This window comes from Streptomyces sp. NPDC051218 (assembly GCF_044455475.1).
Taxonomy (GTDB): domain Bacteria; phylum Actinomycetota; class Actinomycetes; order Streptomycetales; family Streptomycetaceae; genus Streptomyces.
Map to the genome: position 1 here is coordinate 84,098 of NZ_JBITEU010000006.1, position 19,761 is coordinate 103,858.

The 19,761-nt window shown below is 71.3% G+C and carries 18 protein-coding genes, 1 pseudogene and 1 riboswitch; of the genes and pseudogenes, 9 read left to right on the forward strand and 10 right to left on the reverse strand.

Features of this window, described 5'->3' with window-relative positions; all coding sequences use genetic code 11:
• Positions 1 to 8 precede the first annotated feature (8 nt).
• The 4 genes from ACIBCK_RS19085 to ribD are packed head-to-tail and all read right to left on the reverse strand — an operon-like array spanning position 9 to position 3,676.
• Entirely contained in the window at positions 9 to 1,310 is a 1,302-nt protein-coding gene (locus tag ACIBCK_RS19085) for a bifunctional 3,4-dihydroxy-2-butanone-4-phosphate synthase/GTP cyclohydrolase II (protein ID WP_399391668.1), read from the reverse strand.
• Complete coding sequence (locus ACIBCK_RS19090) at positions 1,307 to 1,903, reverse strand: nicotinamide riboside transporter PnuC (RefSeq protein ID WP_399392280.1); 597 nt, start codon at positions 1,901 to 1,903, stop codon at positions 1,307 to 1,309. The genes ACIBCK_RS19085 and ACIBCK_RS19090 overlap by 4 nt, the downstream gene beginning before the upstream one ends.
• Positions 1,904 to 1,959: 56 nt before the next feature.
• Complete coding sequence (locus ACIBCK_RS19095) at positions 1,960 to 2,601, reverse strand: riboflavin synthase (protein WP_399391670.1); 642 nt, start codon at positions 2,599 to 2,601, stop codon at positions 1,960 to 1,962.
• Position 2,602: 1 nt separating this feature from the next.
• Positions 2,603 to 3,676: a bifunctional diaminohydroxyphosphoribosylaminopyrimidine deaminase/5-amino-6-(5-phosphoribosylamino)uracil reductase RibD gene (gene ribD / locus ACIBCK_RS19100; protein ID WP_399392282.1), complete on the reverse strand. Its 1,074-nt coding sequence runs from the start codon at positions 3,674 to 3,676 to the stop codon at positions 2,603 to 2,605.
• 219 nt (positions 3,677 to 3,895) lie between these two features.
• A riboswitch (FMN riboswitch) is annotated at positions 3,896 to 4,026 on the reverse strand.
• Between the two features lie 141 nt (positions 4,027 to 4,167).
• On the opposite strand from ribD, the gene ACIBCK_RS19105 reads away from it, so the two are divergent.
• From ACIBCK_RS19105 to ACIBCK_RS19115, 3 genes and pseudogenes are all read left to right on the forward strand, one after another.
• A complete protein-coding gene (locus ACIBCK_RS19105; RefSeq protein WP_399391672.1) occupies positions 4,168 to 5,058 on the forward strand; it encodes an RNA polymerase sigma-70 factor in 891 nt (296 codons plus the stop codon).
• A 67-nt stretch (positions 5,059 to 5,125) separates the two neighbouring features.
• A pseudogene (locus ACIBCK_RS19110) lies at positions 5,126 to 5,876 on the forward strand (SDR family oxidoreductase).
• Positions 5,873 to 6,307 carry a hypothetical protein gene (locus ACIBCK_RS19115; RefSeq protein WP_399391674.1) on the forward strand — a complete coding sequence of 145 codons (435 nt, stop codon included), beginning with the start codon at positions 5,873 to 5,875 and terminating at the stop codon, positions 6,305 to 6,307. The pseudogene ACIBCK_RS19110 and the gene ACIBCK_RS19115 overlap by 4 nt, the downstream one beginning before the upstream one ends.
• Here the strand turns inward: ACIBCK_RS19115 and ACIBCK_RS19120 are convergent.
• Entirely contained in the window at positions 6,252 to 7,421 is a 1,170-nt protein-coding gene (locus tag ACIBCK_RS19120) for an ROK family transcriptional regulator (protein ID WP_399391676.1), read from the reverse strand. The genes ACIBCK_RS19115 and ACIBCK_RS19120 overlap by 56 nt on opposite strands.
• A 97-nt stretch (positions 7,422 to 7,518) precedes the next feature.
• On the opposite strand from ACIBCK_RS19120, the gene ACIBCK_RS19125 reads away from it, so the two are divergent.
• A complete protein-coding gene (locus tag ACIBCK_RS19125) occupies positions 7,519 to 8,712 on the forward strand; it encodes an MFS transporter (protein WP_399391678.1) in 1,194 nt (397 codons plus the stop codon).
• A gap of 87 nt (positions 8,713 to 8,799) precedes the next feature.
• Positions 8,800 to 10,224, forward strand: coding sequence for a uracil-xanthine permease family protein (locus tag ACIBCK_RS19130; protein WP_399391680.1), 1,425 nt, complete (start codon positions 8,800 to 8,802; stop codon positions 10,222 to 10,224).
• Here ACIBCK_RS19130 and ACIBCK_RS19135 read toward each other — a convergent pair.
• A complete protein-coding gene (locus tag ACIBCK_RS19135) occupies positions 10,203 to 11,333 on the reverse strand; it encodes a glycoside hydrolase family 6 protein (protein WP_399392284.1) in 1,131 nt (376 codons plus the stop codon). The two genes, ACIBCK_RS19130 and ACIBCK_RS19135, sit on opposite strands and share 22 nt — an antisense overlap.
• A gap of 233 nt (positions 11,334 to 11,566) precedes the next feature.
• Here ACIBCK_RS19135 and ACIBCK_RS19140 point away from each other — a divergent pair, with 233 nt between their 5' ends.
• Both ACIBCK_RS19140 and ACIBCK_RS19145 read left to right on the forward strand, forming a co-directional pair.
• Positions 11,567 to 12,271 carry a DUF5995 family protein gene (locus ACIBCK_RS19140; RefSeq protein ID WP_399391682.1) on the forward strand — a complete coding sequence of 235 codons (705 nt, stop codon included), beginning with the start codon at positions 11,567 to 11,569 and terminating at the stop codon, positions 12,269 to 12,271.
• An 85-nt stretch (positions 12,272 to 12,356) separates the two neighbouring features.
• Complete coding sequence (locus ACIBCK_RS19145) at positions 12,357 to 13,289, forward strand: LLM class F420-dependent oxidoreductase (protein ID WP_399391683.1); 933 nt, start codon at positions 12,357 to 12,359, stop codon at positions 13,287 to 13,289.
• A gap of 93 nt (positions 13,290 to 13,382) precedes the next feature.
• Here the strand turns inward: ACIBCK_RS19145 and ACIBCK_RS19150 are convergent, their stop codons facing one another.
• Positions 13,383 to 15,077 carry a flavin monoamine oxidase family protein gene (locus ACIBCK_RS19150; RefSeq protein WP_399391685.1) on the reverse strand — a complete coding sequence of 565 codons (1,695 nt, stop codon included), beginning with the start codon at positions 15,075 to 15,077 and terminating at the stop codon, positions 13,383 to 13,385.
• A 56-nt stretch (positions 15,078 to 15,133) separates the two neighbouring features.
• A complete protein-coding gene (locus tag ACIBCK_RS19155) occupies positions 15,134 to 15,931 on the reverse strand; it encodes a carbon-nitrogen hydrolase family protein (protein WP_399392286.1) in 798 nt (265 codons plus the stop codon).
• Positions 15,932 to 16,264: 333 nt separating this feature from the next.
• Between ACIBCK_RS19155 and ACIBCK_RS19160 the strand changes: the two genes are divergently transcribed.
• Positions 16,265 to 16,930, forward strand: a complete 666-nt coding sequence (locus tag ACIBCK_RS19160) for a Repetin (protein ID WP_399391686.1) — start codon at positions 16,265 to 16,267, stop codon at positions 16,928 to 16,930.
• Between the two features lie 157 nt (positions 16,931 to 17,087).
• Positions 17,088 to 17,645, forward strand: coding sequence for a Repetin (locus ACIBCK_RS19165; RefSeq protein ID WP_399391688.1), 558 nt, complete (start codon positions 17,088 to 17,090; stop codon positions 17,643 to 17,645).
• Here the strand turns inward: ACIBCK_RS19165 and ACIBCK_RS19170 are convergent.
• Positions 17,642 to 18,097 (reverse strand): Lrp/AsnC family transcriptional regulator, encoded by a 456-nt coding sequence (locus tag ACIBCK_RS19170; protein WP_160503743.1) that lies wholly within the window; start codon positions 18,095 to 18,097, stop codon positions 17,642 to 17,644. The two genes, ACIBCK_RS19165 and ACIBCK_RS19170, sit on opposite strands and share 4 nt — an antisense overlap.
• Before the next feature lie 10 nt (positions 18,098 to 18,107).
• Complete coding sequence (locus tag ACIBCK_RS19175) at positions 18,108 to 19,577, reverse strand: amino acid permease (RefSeq protein ID WP_399391690.1); 1,470 nt, start codon at positions 19,575 to 19,577, stop codon at positions 18,108 to 18,110.
• Positions 19,578 to 19,761 lie beyond the last annotated feature (184 nt).

Consider the following 19,761-nt stretch of genomic DNA (forward strand, 5'->3'; position numbering starts at 1 on the left):
GTTTCTGCTTACTGATTGCCGCAGGCGGACACTTCGGGGGTGGTGTCCAGCCAGGGCAGGTCGTGACCCATCCGGTCCCGCTTGGTGCGCAGGTAACGGAGGTTGTGCTCGCCCGCCTGGACTGCCATGGGCTCGCGTCCGGTGACCTTCAGGCCGTGCCGGATCACCGCGTCGGTCTTGTCGGGGTTGTTCGTCATCAGGCGCACGCTGCGGATGCCGAGGTCGTCCAGGATGCGGGCGCCCGCGCCGTAGTCCCTGGCGTCGGCGGGCAGGCCGAGTTCCAGGTTGGCGTCCAGGGTGTCGCTGCCGCGCTCCTGGAGTTCGTAGGCACGCAGCTTGGAGAGCAGGCCGATGCCGCGGCCCTCGTGGCCGCGGAGGTAGACGACGACGCCGCGGCCCTCGTCCGTGATGCGCCGCATGGACGCCTCCAGCTGGGGGCCGCAGTCGCAGCGAAGGGAGTGGAAGACGTCGCCGGTCAGGCACTCGGAGTGGATGCGGACCAGGACGTCATCGCCCTCGCCGACCTCGCCGTGGACGAGGGCGACGTGCTCGACGCCGTCGACGGTGGAGCGGTAGCCGTACGCCGTGAAGTCGCCGAAGGCGGTGGGCAGGTGGACCTCGGCCTCGCGGCGGACCGTCGGCTCGGAGCTGCTGCGGTAGGCGATCAAATCCTCGATGGAGATGATCGTCAGGCCGTGCTTGCGGGCGAACGGGATCAGCTCCGGCAGGCGGAGCATCGTGCCGTCCTCGCCCGCGATCTCGACGATCGCGCCTGCCGGGCGCAGGCCCGCGAGGCGCGCGAGGTCGACGGCGGCCTCGGTGTGGCCGTTGCGGACCAGGACGCCACCGGACTTGGCGCGCAGCGGGAAGATGTGGCCCGGCCGCACGAAGTCGGCCGGCTGATACGTGCCCGCGGCGAGCATCTGGAGCGTGGTGGCGCGGTCGGCGGCCGAGATGCCGGTGGTGACGCCGTGCGCGCCGCTCGCGTCGACGGAGACGGTGAAGGCCGTCCGCATCGACTCGGTGTTGTTCTCGACCATCTGCGGGAGCCGGAGGCGGTCGAGCTCGTCACCCTCCATGGGCGCGCAGATCAGGCCGCGGCACTCGCTCATCATGAAGGCGATGATCTCGGGCGTCGCCTTCTCGGCCGCGATGACGAGGTCGCCCTCGTTCTCGCGGTCCTCGTCGTCGACGACCACGACGGGCCGCCCGGCGGCGATGTCACGGATGGCCGCCTCGACGGGGTCGAGGGCCAGGTCGGAGGCGTCTTCTTCGTGACCCGTGCTGTACCAAACCGGTGCCGCGCTCATGCCGGGGCTCCTTCCATGTCGGGCTGCGTGGCCTGCGAGGACGCAGTGCGCGACCGCAGCCACCAGTCGCGCATGCCCCACAGGACGAGCGCGAGGTAGATGACGTACACGAGGCCGGAGAAGGCGAGGCCGCTGCTGAACGCGAGCGGCACTCCGACCACGTCGACCAGGAGCCAGGCGAACCAGAACTCGACGAGGCCGCGGGCCTGGGCGACCATCGCGGCGAGCGTGCCGACGAAGATGTAGGCGTCGGGCCAGGGGTTCCAGGACAGGTCGGGGACGGCGGAGAACAGGGCGCCGACCGCGAGGGTGCCGACGGCCGTACCACCGATGAGCACCCCGCGCTCCTTCCAGGTGGCGAACCGGACGGCGATGGAGCCGTCCTGCGCCTGCTGCTTGCCGTTGGTCCACAGCCGCCAGCCCCACAGGGCCACGCCGATGACGAGCAGCTGCTTGCCGACACCGCCGGAGAGCTGCGCGGACGCGTAGGCGCCGACGAGGACGACGCCCGAGAGGAACTGGGCGGGCCAGGTCCATATGGAACGCCGCCAGCCGAGGGCGAGGGCGATCAGGCCGATGGTGTTGCCGACCATGTCGGACCAGATCACGTGCTGCCCGAAGGCCGTGAAGGCTTCGGAGTTGAGCCAGTTCACTTCGTGGCCTCCTGAGCGGGAGCGGGAGCGGCGGCGGTTCCGGCACCGACGCGGTCGCCGAGCATCCGCTCGACGTACTTCGCGATGACGTCGACCTCGAGGTTGACCGGGTCGCCGGGCTGCTTGATGCCGAGCGTGGTCAGGGCGAGGGTGGTGGGGATGAGGCTGATGGTGAAGTAGTCGGGCCCCGCGTCGACCACCGTCAGGCTGACGCCGTCGACGGTGATGGAGCCCTTCTCGACCACGTAGCGGGAGAGGCCGGCGGGCAGGGAGATCTTGACGATCTCCCAGTTCTCGGAGGGCTCGCGGTCGACGATCTCGCCGGTACCGTCCACGTGCCCCTGCACGATGTGGCCACCCAGGCGGTCGCCCACGGCGGTGGGCCGCTCCAGGTTGACCCGCGATCCCGCCGCGAGCGCGCCGAGGCTGGAGCGGTTCAGGGTCTCGGCCATCACGTCGGCGGTGAACTCCTCGCCCTCGTGCTCCACGACCGTCAGACAGACGCCGTTGACCGCGATGGAGTCGCCGTGCTTCGCGCCTTCGGTGACGACGGGGCCACGGACGCGGAAGCGGGACGCGTCGTCCAGGTTCTCGACGGCGGTGATCTCGCCCAGCTCTTCGACGATTCCGGTGAACACTTCAGTGCTCCTTCGCTACGGGGGTCGCGTGCGCTGCGAGGGTCGCGGTGACGCGCAGATCGGGGCCGATGCGGACGCTCTCGCTCACGTCGAGCCGCAACGCTTCGGTGATGGTCGTGATTCCGCCGCCGGTGAGGGCGGCGGGGCCCGCGCCGAGCAGGACGGGGGCGAGGTAGGCGATGACGCGGTCGACGGCGCCCGCGGCGACGAAGGCTCCGGCGAGGGTCGATCCGCCTTCGAGGAGGACGGAACGCACCCCGCGCGCGTGCAGCTCGTCGAGGAGGGCCGGGATGTCCAACCCGCCGTCCGCGCGCGGCAGTCGTACGGTCTCCGCCGCGCTGTCGGTGGTCACGTTGTCGGCGACGGCGATGAGGGTGGGAGCGGCGTCGTCGAGGACGCGGGCGCCGGGCGCCACCGCGGTGCCGTTCGTGTCGACGACGACGCGCAGCGGCTGTACGGCGCCTTCGATGCCCCGCACCGCGAGGTGGGGGTCGTCGGCGCGCTGGGTGCCGGAGCCGACGACCACCGCGTCGCACTCGGCGCGCAGCCGGTGGACGTCGGCGCGGGCATCGGCGGAGGTGATCCAGCGGCTGCTGCCGTCGGCGGCGGCGATACGGCCGTCGAGCGTCGCGGCGTACTTCCAGGTGACGTGGGGGCGGCCGAGCCGCACGGAGGTCAGCCAGGCGGCGTTGCCGGCGGCGGCCTCGTCCTCCAACAGGCCCGCCCGCACGTCGACTCCGGCGGTGCGCAGTCGCTGCGCGCCCCCGGTCGCGGCGGGGTTCGGGTCGCCGACGGCGTAGACGACGCGGGCGATCCCGGCGTCGATGAGCGCCTGGGCACAGGGGCCGGTGCGTCCGGTGTGGTTGCAGGGTTCGAGGGTGACGAGAGCCGTGGCGCCGCGGGCCTGTTCACCGGCCTCGCGCAGGGCGTGGACCTCGGCGTGCGGGCCGCCCGCGCGCTGGTGGTAGCCCTCACCGACGGTCTCTCCGGAGGCGTCGACGATCACGCATCCGACGACCGGGTTGGGACTGGTGGAGCCGAGCCCGAGAGCGGCGAGCGTGATGGCACGGCGCATGGCTGCGAGCTCGTGCTCGTTCACTGCTGCCGCGGGTGCGGTGGCCACCGGGTCCTCCTGCCTCATGGGGCACGGACTCCGGGGCCTGTCGATGACGACAGAATGTACGGACTGCGGCATCGGGAGCGACGCCGGAAAACGAGACCTCTCCCCGGGAAACCCGAAGAGACGGGTATCCCAAAAACAAGCCACTCGGCGACGTGCACGAATGCCCGCCCGCCGCGCACTGCCTCCCATCCGGACTTTCACCGTCGGTCCAGGAGTTTCACCTGGTCAACCGGCCACTGGAGGTGACCGGGTCGCGGACTGTAACCGCCGGTTCGGAATTACACCGACCCCGGAGTGCGCTGCTTTTGGTACGAGGCCAGTGTGCCACGCCTGATCGACGCCCATACGGGCGAACCACTGTGGCCTGGCTCACAGCAGCCTGTGACAGGCATCTGACCGGCGGTGACGACCACCCTGCGGCGCCGTTCTGGCACGCTGAGCGCGTGACGACCGCAGCACTGGCCGATGAATTCGAGTCCTATCGCCCCCGAATGTTCTCGCTCGCCTACCGCATGCTCTCCTCCGCCCAGGAGGCGGAGGACGCCGTGCAGGACGCGTATCTGCGCTGGAGCGGCGCGGACCGGGCGGCGATCGGGCAGCCCGGCGCCTGGCTGGCCAAGGTCGTCACCAACCTCTGCCTCAACAGGCTCACGTCGGCGCGTGCGCGGCGCGAGGAGTACGTGGGGCCGTGGCTCCCGGAGCCGGTCGTCACCTCGGGCGGCACGCTCGGTCCACTGGAGTCGGCGGAGCAGCGGGACGCGGTGTCCATGGCGCTGCTGATCCTGCTGGAACGGCTCACGCCGGTGGAGCGTGCGGTGTACGTGCTGCGGGAGGCGTTCGCGTACAGCCACCGGGAGATCGCCGGGGTCCTGGACATCGGTGAGGCCAACTGCCGCCAGCTGTACCGCAGGGCGGCGCGGGCCGTGACGGATGAGCGGGCGCGGTTCGACGCGGCGGCGGAGCGGCGTGAGGCCTTCCTTGAGTCGTTCCTCGCGGCGGCCCGCGAAGGGGACATGGCCGGCCTGGAGAAGATGTTCACGGCTGACGTTACGTGGTGGGGCGACGGCGGCGGCAAGGCGACCGCCGCGCGCAAGCCGGTCGTCGGCCGCGAGAAGGTCCTGCGGTTCGTCGTGGGCGGCATGGAGAAGTTCGCCTCGGCCATGGACCTCTCCTGCGCCGAGGTCAACGGCGCGCCCGCGATCGTCGCGCGGACGGCGGGGGCCGTCGTGGGCGTCGCGTCGTTCGAGTTCCGTGACGGCCTGGTCAGCGAGGTGTGGGTGATGGTCAATCCCGACAAGCTGGGGTTCGTGGCGCGCCAGTTGTCACATTCCTGACGGCTGTCCGGTTCTCAGTCGGTGAGGGACGGCACGGAAGCCGTCCACGCTGCGAAGGAGCCGAGCAATGACCACGATCCTGGTGACCGGCGGCACCGGAACCCTGGGCCGCCCGCTGGCCGAGAAGCTGCGCGCTGACGGGCACGAGGTGCGCGTACTGAGTCGCCGCTCCCAGCCGTACGCCGTCGACCTGCGCGAGGGCGGCCCCGGGCTCGACTCGGCCGTGGCGGGCGTGGATGTGGTCGTGCACTGCGCGACCACGCAGCGCGGCGGTGACGAGGTGTCGGCGGCGCGTCTCGTCGAGGCGGCCCGGCGCGCCGGGGTTGCGCACCTGGTCTACATCTCGATCGTCGGTGTGGACCGCGTGCCGCTCGGCTACTACCGCTCGAAGCTCGCCGTCGAGAAGCTGGTCGAGGAGTCGGGGGTCGGCTGGACGGTGCTGCGGACCACGCAGTTCCACGATCTGGTGGCGCGGATCCTGGAGGCCTCGGCGAAGCTGCCGGTGATGCTGCTGCCCGCGGGCGTCAGTGACCAGCCGATCGAGGTCACCGACGTAGCCGACCGGCTGGCCGAGTTGGCCCTCGCGCCGCCTGCCGGACGCGTGGACGACATGGGCGGCCCCGCGGTGCACACGTTCACCGAACTGGCCCGCACCTATCTGCGGGCGACCGGTCGGCGTCGGCCGCTGCTGCCGGTGCGGCTCGCGGGGAAGGCGTACCGCGGGATGCGCGAGGGCGGGCATCTGGCGCCTCGGCAGGCCGTGGGCAAAGGGCACCTTCGAGGAGTTCCTCGCGGCGCGGCGCGGCGGGCAGCGGTGAGCGGGCGTGGGACGAGGGTGCTGCGGGGCGGCCTGCTGGCCCTGACGGCCACTCAAGTGACCGTCGGCTGCTGGCAGTTGTTCGCACCGCACTCCTTCTACGGCGTCCTGTGGGTGTCGGACCTGCCGCCGTACAACGAGCACATGATGCGCGACCTGGGGGCGATGTCCCTGGCCCTCGGGGTGGTCCTCGCGGCGGGTGTGCGCTCGGCGGAGCCGCTGCTGGTGTCCGTCGGGCTCGCCGCGTATCTGACCTTCTCCGTGCCCCATCTGGTGTTCCACTCGGCCCATCTGGAGCAGATGACGGCCGGGTCCGCCGCGACACTGATGGCGCTGCTCGGCGCGGGGGTGATCGCGCCGGCCGCACTGCTGTGGCTCAGCCTCCGGGGCGGGGGCCAGGTCCGAAGAGATCGTCCTGCGCCGCGTCCCTAGCGGCGAGCAGCGCGCCGCGCAGCACCGCGGAGCCACCGAACACGCTCGCGCGCACCTCGGTGTGCAGCGGCGACATGGCGGCGAGGCGGTGCGCCACGCGGGCGGCGAGCGCGTCGCCGCCCGCGCGGCCGATCTCGCCGCCGAGTACGACGCAGCCGGGGTCGAGGATCGCGGCCATGGCGGCGGCGCCGACGGCGACGCGGTCGGCGGCGGCGTCGAGGAAGGCGTCGTGGCCGGACTCGACGGCGTGCCGTACGAGATCCGCGGCCTCGCGCCCGGCCGTCAGGCCGTGCTCCGCGCCGAGCTCGCGCAGCGCGGCTGCGCAGGCCAGCGAGTGGAAGCCGCCCTCGCAGCCGGTGGCGGAGGGCAGTACATGCGTGCCGGGCACCGGCAGGAAGCCGATCTCCCCGGTGCCGCCGGACGCCCCGCGGCGCAGGGTGCCGTCGAGCACGACGGCGGCCCCGACGCCGTCGCCGAGCCACAGGAGGACGAAGGTGTCGCGGTCGTGGGCGGCGCCGTCACGCTGTTCGGCACGGGCGGCGAGGTTGGTCTCGTTCTCCACGAGGACGCGGGCCGGGAGCCGCTCCTGGAGGGCTCCGGCCAGACGCCGGTGCCAGGCGGGCAGCGAGGTGGTGTCGCGCAGTTCGCCGGTGGCGGGGTCGATGAGGCCCGGGGCGCCGATCGCGACGGTGTGCAGCCGCTGGACGCCGCCGTCCCGGGCGGTGCGCTCCACGAGGGTGACGGCTCGCTCGACGGCGGGCCCGGTGCCGGAGTCGGCGCCGATGGGCGCGGATGCCTCGGCGAGCACCGCGCCGAGCAGGTCGGTGACGACCACGGAGACGCCCCCGGTGCGGACGTCGAGCGCGGCCAGATGCGCCCGGTCGGCGACGATCCCGTACAGCCGGGCGTTGGGGCCGCGGCGCTGGGCACCTGCCTCCCCGACGACCGCGATGAGGCCGGAGCCCTGAAGGCGCTCGACGAGGTCGGCGACCGAGGGCCGTGAGAGGCCGGTCAGCTGTTTCAACTGGTTGGCCGTCAGCGGTCCTTCGCGCTGCAGGAGCCCCAGGGCGAGCCGGTCGTTGATGGCCCGGGCGGTGCTCGGTGATGCGGGCATGCCGGGGATCCTTCCATAGAGCCGCTATTTATCAGGCAGGGTTCCTGATAGTTTACGACGCCGTAGCGGGGCAGCACCTCAGGAGGGCGGCGAGTCGATGAGTGAAGTGACCTACGAAGTACGGCAGTTGAGGCGGGCACGGTATGCCGTGGCCGCTGTCTTCTGTGTGCACGGCGCCGTCACCGGCTCCTTCGCGACCCGCGTCCCCTGGATCCAGGAGCACGCCGGCCTCAGCGCCGGGCTCCTCGGCCTCGCTCTCGCCTTCCCCGCGATCGGCGCCTCCGTGGCGATGCCGCTCGCGGGCTGGGTCAGCCACCGCTTCGGCGCCCGTACGGCGCTGCGCGGCCTGCTCGCCCTGTGGACGATGTCGCTGATCCTGCCCTCGCTCGCGCCGAACCTCCTGACGCTCTGCTTCGCCCTGTTCGTGTACGGCGCGACGGCGGGCATGTCGGACGTGGCGATGAACGCCCTCGGTGTCGAGGTCGAGACCCGCATGAAGAAGTCGATCATGTCGGGACTGCACGGCATGTGGAGCGTCGGCGCCCTGATCGGCTCCGCGGCGGGCACGGTCGCCGCGCACCTGGGCTCGGACGCCCGCCTGCACCACGCGCTCGCCGCCGTGGCCCTCACCGTGATCGGCCTCTTCGCCTGCCAGGGCGTGCTCGATCTCCAGGCGGAGCCCGAGGAGGCGGCGCCGCCGCGCTTCTCACTGCCGCCCAAGTCGGCGCTCCTGATCGGCGCCGTCGGCTTCTGCGCGGTCTTCGCGGAGGGCGCGAGCCTTGACTGGTCCGCGGTCTATCTGCGGGACGTCCTGGACAGCTCGGCCGGTGTCGCCGCCGCGTCGACCACCGGCTTCACGCTCACCATGGCGATCGCGCGACTCGCGGGCGACGCGGTGGTGGACCGCTTCGGGGCGGTCCGCACGGTGCGCGTCGGCGGCGTGGTCGCGGCGCTCGGCGGGCTGCTGGTCGTGGTGGCGCCCCATCCGGCGGTCGCCATGGGCGGGTTCGCGCTGCTCGGGCTCGGCATCGCGGTCGTGGTGCCGCTCGCGTTCGCCGCGGCCGGCCGCAGCGGTCCGAACCCGAGCCAGGCCATCGCGGGCGTCGCCACCATCACGTACACATCGGGCCTGATCGCCCCGTCCGCGATCGGCACGCTCGCCGACGCGACGAGCCTGGTGGTCTCCTTCGGCCTGGTGACGGTCCTCGCCTGCGGCCTCGCGGTGTTCGCCGGCGTCCTGCGCACGGACGGCCGGGAGGTCACTCCGGTCGCTCCCGCGAAGATCCCGTGAGAACCAGTGGAACTTATGCCGGATTAACATTGCGCTGACTCATTCAGGTCTTGACAAAGTCGGGCGCACAGAAGGCGGAACAGAACCATGGATCTCGGCGTGCGCTGGAGACTGCACGGCGACGGGCGCACCCCCGCGCCAGGAGCCGTCGTCCGTCCCGACGAGCGGCTTTCGTGGCCGCGGACCTTCGGGCTCGGCGCCCAGCACGTGGTCGCCATGTTCGGCGCGTCCTTCGTGGCGCCCGTCCTGATGGGCCTCGACCCGAACCTCGCGATCATGATGTCGGGCGTCGCGACGGTCATCTTCCTGCTCGCCACGCGCGGCCGGGTGCCCAGCTACCTGGGCTGTTCGCTCTCCTTCGTGGGCGTGGCCGCGGTCATCCGCGCGCAGGGCGGCTCGTCGGCGACCGTGACGGGCGCGGTCCTCGTGGTCGGCGCCGCGCTGTTCCTCGTGGGCCTCGCCGTCCAGAAGTTCGGGGCGCGGATCATCCACGCCGCGATGCCGCCGATCGTCACCGGCGCCGTCGTCATGCTGATCGGCTTCAACCTCGCGCCGGTCACCGCGTCCACTTACTGGCCGCAGGACCAGTGGACGGCGCTCCTGGTGATGCTGTTCACCGGTTTGGCCGTGGTGTGCCTGCGCGGATTCTGGTCACGCGTCGCGATCTTCCTGGGGCTGATCTTCGGGTACGCCCTGTCCTGGGTCCTCGACCTGTCCTTCGGCAAGATCCACTCGGCGGACGGCTCGGGCAAGGTCGTCGACCACTGGCGCCTGGACCTCTCCGCGGTCGGCAACGCCGACTGGATCGGCCTGCCGTCCTTCCACGCGCCGAGCTTCGAGTGGTCGGCGATCCTCGTCGCGCTGCCCGTGGTCATCGCGCTGGTCGCCGAGAACGCCGGGCACGTCAAGGCGGTCGGCGAAATGACCGGCGACAACCTGGACGACAAGCTCGGCACGGCGATCTCCGCCGACGGCGCCGCCTCCATGCTCTCCACCGCGGTGGGCGGCCCGCCGAACACGACGTACTCCGAGAACATCGGCGTGATGGCCGCGACCCGCGTCTACTCCACGGCCGCGTACTGGGCCGCCGCGTGCTTCGCCCTGCTCTTCGGCCTCTGCCCCAAGTTCGGCGCGGTCGTGGCGGCCATTCCCGGCGGCGTCCTCGGCGGCATCACCGTCATCCTCTACGGGATGATCGGCCTGCTCGGCGCCCAGATCTGGATCAACGCCGGGGTGGATCTGCGCAACCCGCTGAACCTCGTCCCGGCCGCCGCGGGCATCATCATCGGCGTGGGCGGCGTCTCGCTGAAGATCACCGACAACTTCGAGCTGAGCGGTATCGCGCTCGGCACGATCGTCGTCATCACCGGCTACCACGTCCTGCGCGCCTTCGCCCCGCCGCACCTCAAGACGCAGGAACCGCTCCTTGATTCGGGCACCTCCACGTACGACGAGGGCGACGGGTCCCCCGAGGCGGGCGCCGACGGCTCTCAGCCGCCCGCCAAGTCGTAGGCGTAGCCGGGCGTGAACGTGCCCGGCGCGCCCTTGCAGCCGTCGGACTCGCCCGGCAGTTTGATCCACAGATAGGCGTCGATGCGGTCCCGGCCGGTGCGCAGCGTCGGGCTCGGCCCGAGGCTGCGGCCCGCCGGGTCGCACCACTCGCCGTCCGCCGGGGCGCCGTTGCCGTTGCGGCTCGTGTCGATGACGGCGCCAAGTCCCGGTGGGCCGCCGAGCGCGGACAGGACGTCGCGGGCGTACGCGGCCTCGTCGTCGGTGCGGTGGAAGTTCGAGACGTTCGTGAAGACGCCGTCGGACGACGCGGGAGACGCCGCGCCCGCCGCGCGCAGCCGTCCGGCCTGCTTGGCCGCGGCGTTCCAGCCGGAGTGCCCCGCGTCGTAATAGACCCTGGCCTTCGGGTTGGCTGCCTTCAGGGTGCGGCCCGCGCGAGCGAGCGAGGCATAGCGTGCGGTGCGCTGCTGCGCCGAGAGGCACTCGGACAGCGCGATCGCGTCCGGTTCGAGGACCACGATCACCTCGCCCGAGCCGAGACCGGCCGCGAACTTCCCGATCCACGCGTCGTACGCCGCGAGGTCCGGCGCCCCGCCCTGCGACGCGCCTCCGCAGTCGCGGTCCGGTATCGCGTACGGCACGACGACGGGCACCCTGTTCCCGGCGCTCGACGTCACCGCGCGCACCCGTGAGGTGATGGTCCCCGGCGCGTACTCCGCGAACCACACGGCGGCGGGGCGGTCGGCGATCCGTGACTCGATGAGCGGCCTGCGCGGGTCGCCGCGGTTGGCCCTGACCCAGTCGATGACCTGGGATTCGCCGTGCCGGTAAAGGGAGTTGGCCTTCGGCGTGACGGGTCTCGGCTTCTTCGGACGCTGCGTCGAAGGCTTCGGCCTCGGCTTCGGGGCCGCGGAGGACTTCACCGGGGACGGCTTCGCCGGGGGCTTCGAGGCGGACGGCGTCGGCACCGCGGGCAGCGGTTGCAGCGTCGGCGACTTCGTCACCTTCGGGCGCGCCCGGTCCTTGCCACCGCCTTCGTCCAGGGCGTCCAGGGCGGACACCATTCCGGTGACGGTGCCGACGGCGGCGACGACCGAGGCCGCGGCGACCATGAACCCGTGACGGGCGGCGCGCCTCCGCTCGCCCTTCCGCTCGGCTCGCCGGCCGGCGCGATGTCGTGCGCGGTTGCCTGACACAGTGCGGCTCCTCCCCCTCCCCCGTGTCCCCCTGACACGGCGTGCCCGTTCCCCTCCCCCAGGGGCACACACGGTCGCCGTTCCCTCGTTCTGGGGAAGCGGCCGGTGCGGTTGCACTGCGGCCAGCCTAGGACTGGGACCCTGCCACCATGGCTCAGTTGCAGCGGTTGGCGGAGTGCACAGGCTCGGCACACGGGGTCGACGGCGTGGTGGCGCGGATGCGCGCGCTGGGCGCCGGCTTCCCTGCGGGCGACGGGGTCGGGGTCTTCAACCGGGTCTATCTCTCGGTCACCGAAGAGGTCGGCCGGCACGTCGAGCGTGGCCTTTTCCCTGACTCCGGGGCCGCGATCACGCTGGACGTCCTGTTCGCCGAGCGCTACCTGAGAGCGGTCGAAGCGGTGGTGGCCGATCGCAGGCCGCCCGCCTGCTGGCGCCCGCTGTTCCAGCTCCGGCGTCATCCCGGCGTACGACCTCTGCAGTTCGCGCTCGCGGGCATCAACGCGCACATCGGGCACGACCTTCCGCTGGCCGTCATGGACGCGTGTCGTACGCTCGGCTGCGAACCGGCGGATCTGGAGGACGAGTTCGACCGCGTGGGCGACATCCTCGTCTCGCTGGAGGAGAGCATCCGCGAAGAGCTGATGCCGGGCCCCGACCTCTTCCAGATCGCCGACCCGCTCACTCACCTGCTGGGCTCCTGGAGCCTGGACCGGGCCAGGGACAGCGCCTGGGCGACGGCCCTGACGATGTGGGCCCTGAACGAACTGCCCGCCGTCGCGGACGAGTTCCGGGAGCGTCTCGACGGAGCGGTCGGCCTGGTGGGCCGGATGCTGCTCACTCCCCTGCCGGACTGACCGGGCCGCTGGTCTCGCACCGAGGAACTCCCCAACGATCGTTGTACGTTGAAGGCAGTGACCCCGGATGCGAAGGAGCACCAGCATGGCCACACGACTCGGGCTCAGCCTCCCGCAGGGCCGGCAGTACAGCATCGGGCGTGACGTCCCGGCTGTCGCCCGCGCGGCGGAGGAGATCGGTTACGAAAGCCTGTGGGTCTACGAACGCGTCCTCTTCCCCGAGCCCGCGACTCAGGGTCTGTACGGCATCGAGGGACTGCCCTGGCCGGACAGCTACCGCTCGGTGGCCGATCCCCTGGTCACGCTGACCCTCGCCGCGGCCGCCACGGAGCGGGCCCGCCTCGGCACCAGCGTCCTGGTCGCCCCGCTGCACATCCCGTTCCAACTGGCGCGCACGCTGGCCACGTTGGACGCGGCGAGCGGCGGCCGCGTCGTCGCGGGCCTCGGCACGGGCTGGTCCCACGACGAATACGCGGCGTCGGCGGTGGCCCCCTTCGAGCAGCGCGGCAAGGTCCTCGACGAGGTCATCGACGTCTGCCGCGCGGTGTGGGGCCCGGACCCGGTGGCGTACGAAGGGGAGCTGACCACGATCGCGCCCTCGGTGGTCGGCCCCAAGCCCGCCCGCCCCATCCCGATCCTGCTGCCCGCGGGCAGCCCGCGCGCCCTGCGCAGGCTCGTCGACCGCGCCGACGGCTGGATGCCGGTGGGCATGGGCGCCGAGAAACTGGCCGAGCAGGCGCAGGCACTGAAGGAACTGGCCGCCGAGCGGGGGCGCACGCAGCCGGTCCAGAGCGTCCTGCGGGCGAACGCGCGGTACACGCCGACCCCGTACGAGGGCGAGAGGCGCGCGCCCTTCCGGGGCAACGTCGAGCAGATCGTCGAGGACCTGGAGGCACACGCGTCCACCGGGGCGGTGGAGGAGATCCTCATCGAACTACAGGGGAGCACACGGGACGCGGAGGAACTGAAGGACCTCGCGGCGGAGGTGTACGAGGCGGCGAGGTCGGCGGGGGTGTAGGCGCCGGGGGACGAGCCCCGAAGGGGCGCGGGGAACTGCGCGACCAGCCACAACGGACTGTCAGGTTCCCACGCGCCCCACCCGGGACGGCGGTCAGTCCTCAGGCAGCTCGACGGGAGCGATCTCGTCGTACACGTCCCCCGGACCAGGGTTGGTCGCGTCCGTGGCCCCGCCAAAGTGATGCATGACGCCCCACACGGCGTTCAGGGCGGTCGTGACCGCACCCTCGGCCCACCCCGCCGTCCAGGAGATGTCATCCCCGGCGAGGAAGATCCCCCGCTTGTCCGCCGGCAGGCGATCCTGCATGAAGTGTGTGAACAGGCGCCGCTGGTAGCGGTAGTGGCCCGGCAGGTTGGCCTTGAACGCGCCCATGAAGTACGGCTCGTTCTCCCACGACACCGTCACCGGGTTGCCGATGATGTGCTTGCGGATGTCGACCTTGGGATAGATCTCGCCGAGCGACTTGAGCATGACCTCCATGCGCTCGTTCGCCGACAGCGGCAGCCACTTCAGGCTGTCGTCGCACCAGGTGTAGGAGAGGCAGATGGTGGCGGGCTTGTCCGGACCGTCGTCGAGCAGGTAAGTCCCGCGCGTCATACGGTCGGTGAGCGTCATCGACATGACGTCACGGCCGGTCTCCTCGTCCTTGTCCAGCCAGAAGGGCCTGTCGACCGGCACGAAGAGCTTGGAGGACTCCATGTAGTGGGTCCGCTCCATCGCCGTCCAGTGGTCGATGGGGAAGAGCGTGTCGTCGCACGCGATCTTCGACAGCAGCATCCAGGACTGGGCGGTGAAGATCGCCGCCTGGTAGGTGCGGATGTCGCCCGAGGCGTCGGTGACGGTGACGCGGTTGCCCGCCGTGCGGTCGAGGCGGGTCACGGCGGGCTTCGGCAGGCCGCCCTCGTGCAGCGAGCTCAGGGAGGTGCCGAGATCCCAGTGCACGATCTTCTGCGGCTCGCGATCCCACATGCGAAGGGGTAGCTGCTGGCTGCCGCCGACGATGCCGCGGTGGTGGTCGTCGGCCTCGGTGTAGACGACGCGCAGGATCTCCAGGATGGAGTTCGGGAAGTCGGTGTCCCAGCCGCCCGTGCCGAAGCCGACCTGGCCGAAGATCTCGCGGTGCCGGAAGGACTTGAAGGCCTCGGAGTCGCAGAGGAAACCGTAGAAGGTCTGGTTGTCGAGCTTCTCGACGAGCTTGGACCAGATCTCACGGATCTTCGGCACGTCGCGCTCGCGCAGGGCGCGGTTCATGTCGGAGAAGTCGGCGCCCTCCTCCAGGCAGGAGTTCCAGGCGTTCATCACGTCGCGGTAGACCTGGGGCAGGTCGTCGACGGTCGTCGCGTAGTGGGACTCGCCCTTGAGGTCGACGACCGTCGAGGGGGTGGACTCCGCGAGCGGGTTGGGGAACGCCTGGGTCTTGAGGCCCACGAGGTCGATGTAGTGCTGGAGCGCCGTCGAGGACGGCGGGAAGCGCATCGCGCCCATCTCGGCGGTGAGGTTCTCGTCGCAGCCGTCGAAGCCGACAGTGCGCAGCCGCCCGCCGATCTGGTCGGCCTCGTAGACGACGGGCTTGAGGCCCATCTTCATCAGTTCGTACGCCGCGACGATGCCGGACAGGCCGCCGCCGATGACGGCGACCTCCGTGCCGTGCTCGGTCGCGGGTATCTGGCCGAGGCCCGCCGGGTGCGCGAGGAAGTCGTCGTACGCGTAAGGGAAGTCCGGACCGAACATGGTGATCGGCGGCTGCGCGTCGGTGTGCTGGACGGCGTTGGGCACCGTGGACGTCATGGGGTACGGACTCCTTGCGGGAACGGCAGAACGGCAGAAGGGGGCAGGGGGGAGGCTCAGGCGGGTCGGACCAGGGACGAGTACAGACCCGGGCGGCGGTCGCGCAGATAGGGGTTGGCCTCGCGCGACGCGGCGAGGAAGGCCGGGTCCGCGTCGGCGAACACCAGCTGCTCGTCCCGTCCGGCGCGGGTGCGGGCGACTCCGTCGGGCCCTGCCAGCGTGGAGAGTCCGACGAACTCGAACTCCCCTTCCTTGCCGACCCGGTTGACGTAGGCGACGTACATCTGGTTCTCGAAGGCCCGCACCGGCACGACCGACTCGGCGACGAACTGGAAGGGGTGCATCTGGGCCGTGGGCACGAGCAGCAGGTCGGTCCCCGCGAGGGCGTGCGCGCGGACGTTCTCCGGGAACTCCACGTCGTAGCAGATCATCAGGCCGATCCGCAGACCGCCCAACTCGGCCTGTACGACGGCCTGTTCACCGGGCGTGAAGTGGTCGCGCTCGAAGCAGCCGAAGAGATGGGTCTTGCGGTAGTTCGCCAGGCGCGCGCCGTCGGGGCCGATCAGCTGGACGGAGTTGAAGACGTGCTCCCCGTCCCGCTCCGGGTAGCCGTAGGCGACCGCGACGCCGTGGCGCAGGGCGGTCTCCGCGATCGCGATGGCGGAGGGCCCGTCGGCGGGCTCCGCCAGGCGCGCGACGTCATCGCCGATGGCGTACCCGGTGAGGTACAGCTCGGGCGCCACGAGCAGCCCGGCCCCCGCGGCGGCGGCACGGCCCGCGGCGTCGTCGAGCGCCTTGAGGTTCTCGGCGACGGAGCCGAGCTGCCCGGAACTCTGGAGCAGGGCGGTGCGCAGCGCAGGCATGGCGGATCCTCGTGGCGTACGAAGGGGCAGGTGGGGTCCGTTAGACGGTACGGTCGGCGGCCATGCCCGGACAAGGCGCGAGCGTTGCGGGCCGCTGCTCGATCCGTTGCGCGTACGTGGCTCCGGGCGGCGATTCGTTGCGCGGCGGTGTGGGACCGGGGTCGTAGTGATGTCCGCCGCCGGGAGCAGGGGGTACGGGGGCCGTCCCCGCCGCACGGCGGAGACGGATTGCCGCCCGTGGCCGGACGTGCCGGCGCCCCCTGCCGCGAGACCGTGATCTGGCCCGGAAGGACCGGGTGAACGGCCCCCAACAGGAGGCTTCCCATGAACCGCAACAGCCGCGACAACCGCTCCAGCCGCAGCGAAAGCAACGGAAGCAACGGAAGCACCTGGACGACCACCGGCCGCCCGACCGGCAATCGCAGCCGTCTCATCGCCGTGGGGACCGCCCTGCTGCTGTCCGTGGGGGCGGTGGGAGCCGCCGTCGCTTCGGACGGCGGCGGGGCACACCAGGCGGCCTCGGACACCCGTGCCCGCGATGCCGCCGCCCTCACCGGCAGCGCGAAGCTGTACCGGGCGACCACCGAGGACGTGACGTTCACCTTCGACGCCCACCTCGCGCGGCGCGACAACATGCGCCCCGACAAGGCGACCGGGACCTTCCGCTTCGTCCACCTCGACAAGCCTGGCGGCAAGGGCGGCTGGGCCGAGGGGCGCATCGACTGCCTGATGACGGGCGGCAAGGTCGCCACGGCCACCGGCGTCATCACCGGCAGCAACCTCAAGGGCATCAAGGGCGGCCGCGTCGGCTTCACGGTTCACGACCAGGGCAAGCACGACCGCGTGGGCTACAGCTGGGCCTCGGTGGGCGGCCCCGACGGGACCAAGAAGCTGCCCAAGTGCACGAGCGCGGCCCCCTTCGAGAAGGTCAAGCAGGGCACCGGCGACTTTCACGTGCAGCCCTGGCACCCGACGTACCCGACCGGCTGACTCTTCGGGGCAGCTTCGGGGCAGCCCCGGCGCCTTCTCCTCCGCCGCGCGGCGGAGACGGTCACCCCCTCGCGCACGATGCGGCGGGCTCCGGCTCACGGGAATGTGGATCACGCCCGGAGGGACCGGGCGGACCACAGCCGGACGGGGACGTCACATGAACCGCCGCTCCACCTTCATCCGAGCAGTCGCCGTCGGCGCCGCGCTCCTCGCACTCGCCGGAGCCACGGGCCCCGCGACCGCGTCCAGCACTCCGCACCCTGCGCGCGAGGCGGCCTCCCTGACCGGGACCGCCATGCTGGACCGCCGCCCCGGCGACGACGCCACGGTCACCTTCGACGCCCATCTGGACGCCAAGGGCCAAACCGATCCCACGACCGCGTACGGCACCATCAAGTTCAGCCACTACATGGAGAACCCCACGTTCGGCGGGTCCGCCGAGGCGCGCGTGGACTGCCTGCTGACCGGCGGAAAGGTCGCCACGGTGTCGGCGGTCATCACGAAGGCGGACGGCGGCCTGAAGGGGGCGATCGGCAAGCGCGTCGGGATGACGGTCCACGACCAGGGCAAGCAGGACCGCTTCGGCTACAGCTGGGCCATGGTCGGCATTCCGAACGACCTGCCGGACGACATGCCCAAGTGCGTGAGCGCTGCCCCGTTCGACAGGACGAGGCCGGGCAGCGGCGACCTGCACGTACTGCCGATGAAGAGCTAGGCGGGCGCCCCGGAGGAGAACCGGCGCATCAGGGGCGAGAGGACGAGCACGGACTTCGTACGCTCCACGAAGTGCTCGCCCGCGATCCGTTCGAGCACCCGCTCGAAGTGCCGCATGTCGGCGGCGAAGACCTGGACGACGGCGTCCGCCTCCCCGGTGACGGTGGAGGCGGACGCGATCTCCGGATATCTCTCCAGGCCTCGCCGGATCGCCTCCGGCGAGGTGTTGCGACGGCAATAGATCTCGATGAAACCCTCGGTCTCCCAGCCCAGCGCGGCCGGGTCGACCCGCACGGTGAATCCCGTGATGGCCCCGGTCTCCCGCAGCCGGTCCACGCGCCGCTTCACGGCGGGCGCGGAGAGGCCGACCAGCTGGCCGATGTCGGCGTAGGAGCGGCGGGCGTCCTCGGCGAGGGCGTGCACGATGCGTTCGTCGAGATCGTTCAGTCGCACTGGGGGTGGATCACTTCTCTGCGGAGGCCAATCGGGAGCGGCTCATGCCGTACAGGAAGTAGAACACGAGGCCGACGGCCATCCAGACACCGAACACGACCCAGGTGATGGAGTCGAGGCTGAACATGTTGTAGGCGCAGAAGCCGAAGCCGAGCACCGGGAAGAGCCAGCCGAGCGGCACCCGGAAGGTGCGCGGCATGTCGGGGCGGGTCCGGCGCAGGACGATCACCGCGATGTTGACCAGGCCGAACGCGAAGAGCGTACCGATGCTGGTGGCGTCGACGAGCTTGCCGAGCGGGATGACCGAGGCGAGCGCCGCGCAGAACAGCGACACGATGACGGTGTTCACGCGGGGCGTGCCGGTCTTCTTGCTGACCTTGCCGAACACCTTGGGGACCAGGCCGTCGCGGGACATCGCGAACAGGACGCGGGTCTGGCCGTAGAGGACGGTCAGGACGACGGACGCGATGGAGATGACCGCGCCGGCGGCGAGGATCGTGCCCCACATGCTCTGGCCGCTGACGTCGTTCATGATCGCGGCGAGCGCGGCCTCGGAGCCCTCGAAGTCCGTCCAGTTCCAGGCGCCGACGGCGACGGCCGCGACCAGGACGTAGAGGGACGTGACGATGATCAGCGAGAGCATGATCGCGCGGGGCAGGTCGCGCTGGGGGTTCTTCGCTTCCTCACCGGCGGTGGATGCGGCGTCGAAGCCGATGTACGAGAAGAAGAGGCTCGCGGCGGCGGCGCTGACGCCGGCGGTGCCGAGCGGCATGAAGTCGGAGTAGTTGCCCGACTTGAAACCCATGAAGCCGATGGTGCAGAAGAGCACGAGCGCGGCGATCTTCACGATCACCATGATCGTGTTGGCCGTCGCCGACTCCTTGGCGCCGCCGAGCAGGAACACCATGGCGAGCAGGACGACGATCAGGCCGGGCAGGTTGATGATGGCGCCGTCGACCTCACCGGGGGCCGCCGAGAGGGCGTCCGGGATCGTGACGCCGATGGTCCCGTTGAGCAGTTCGTTGAGGTATTCGCCCCAGCCGACGGCCACCGCCGCTACCGAGACGCCGTACTCAAGGACCAGGCACCAGCCGCAGACCCAGGCGACGAGTTCGCCCATCGTTGCGTACGCGTACGAGTACGAGGAGCCAGCGACCGGTATGGAACCGGCGAGCTCGGCGTACGAGAGCGCGGAGAAGAGGGCGGTGAGACCGGCGATCACGAAGGAGATGGTGACGGCGGGCCCCGCCTTGGGGACGCTCTCGCCGAGGACGACGAAGATGCCGGTACCGAGCGTGGCGCCGATGCTGATCATGGTCAGCTGCCACATGCCGAGGGAGCGCCGCAACGAGCCGCCCTCGCCCTGGCCACCCTCCGCGACCAGGAGTTCCACCGGCTTGCGCCGCATCAGGCGGCTGCCGAGTCCGGCGGCCCCCGGGGGGCTTGGGCGGTTCTGCGGGGGTGCGCCTTGGTCGAGCACGCGTGGCTCCTTCATCGCTGCCGGTCAGGGCGGCGGGACCGGCGGCAGCTCCCACGCATGGATGGGGACCGCCGAGCAGGCGGTCCCCGCCACACCACGTACAGCGGACGACTCTATGAGGCGCGCTTCACGTACGTAATGCAGCAACCTTGCGCAGCCCCGCATGATCGTTGCGTACTTCCCG

What these genes read in the sequence shown, in the direction of transcription:
- ACIBCK_RS19085 (WP_399391668.1), bottom strand. Translation starts at nt 1,310, where the DNA reads ATGAGCGCGGCACCGGTTTGGTACAGCACGGGTCACGAAGAAGACGCC.
- ACIBCK_RS19090 (WP_399392280.1), bottom strand. Translation starts at nt 1,903, where the DNA reads ATGGTCGGCAACACCATCGGCCTGATCGCCCTCGCCCTCGGCTGGCGG.
- ribD (WP_399392282.1), bottom strand. Translation starts at nt 3,676, where the DNA reads ATGCGCCGTGCCATCACGCTCGCCGCTCTCGGGCTCGGCTCCACCAGT.
- ACIBCK_RS19120 (WP_399391676.1), bottom strand. Translation starts at nt 7,421, where the DNA reads ATGCCCGCATCACCGAGCACCGCCCGGGCCATCAACGACCGGCTCGCC.
- ACIBCK_RS19125 (WP_399391678.1), top strand. Translation starts at nt 7,519, where the DNA reads ATGAGTGAAGTGACCTACGAAGTACGGCAGTTGAGGCGGGCACGGTAT.
- ACIBCK_RS19130 (WP_399391680.1), top strand. Translation starts at nt 8,800, where the DNA reads ATGGATCTCGGCGTGCGCTGGAGACTGCACGGCGACGGGCGCACCCCC.
- ACIBCK_RS19135 (WP_399392284.1), bottom strand. Translation starts at nt 11,333, where the DNA reads ATGGTCGCCGCGGCCTCGGTCGTCGCCGCCGTCGGCACCGTCACCGGA.
- ACIBCK_RS19140 (WP_399391682.1), top strand. Translation starts at nt 11,567, where the DNA reads ATGGCTCAGTTGCAGCGGTTGGCGGAGTGCACAGGCTCGGCACACGGG.
- ACIBCK_RS19145 (WP_399391683.1), top strand. Translation starts at nt 12,357, where the DNA reads ATGGCCACACGACTCGGGCTCAGCCTCCCGCAGGGCCGGCAGTACAGC.
- ACIBCK_RS19150 (WP_399391685.1), bottom strand. Translation starts at nt 15,077, where the DNA reads ATGACGTCCACGGTGCCCAACGCCGTCCAGCACACCGACGCGCAGCCG.
- ACIBCK_RS19160 (WP_399391686.1), top strand. Translation starts at nt 16,265, where the DNA reads ATGAACCGCAACAGCCGCGACAACCGCTCCAGCCGCAGCGAAAGCAAC.
- ACIBCK_RS19165 (WP_399391688.1), top strand. Translation starts at nt 17,088, where the DNA reads ATGAACCGCCGCTCCACCTTCATCCGAGCAGTCGCCGTCGGCGCCGCG.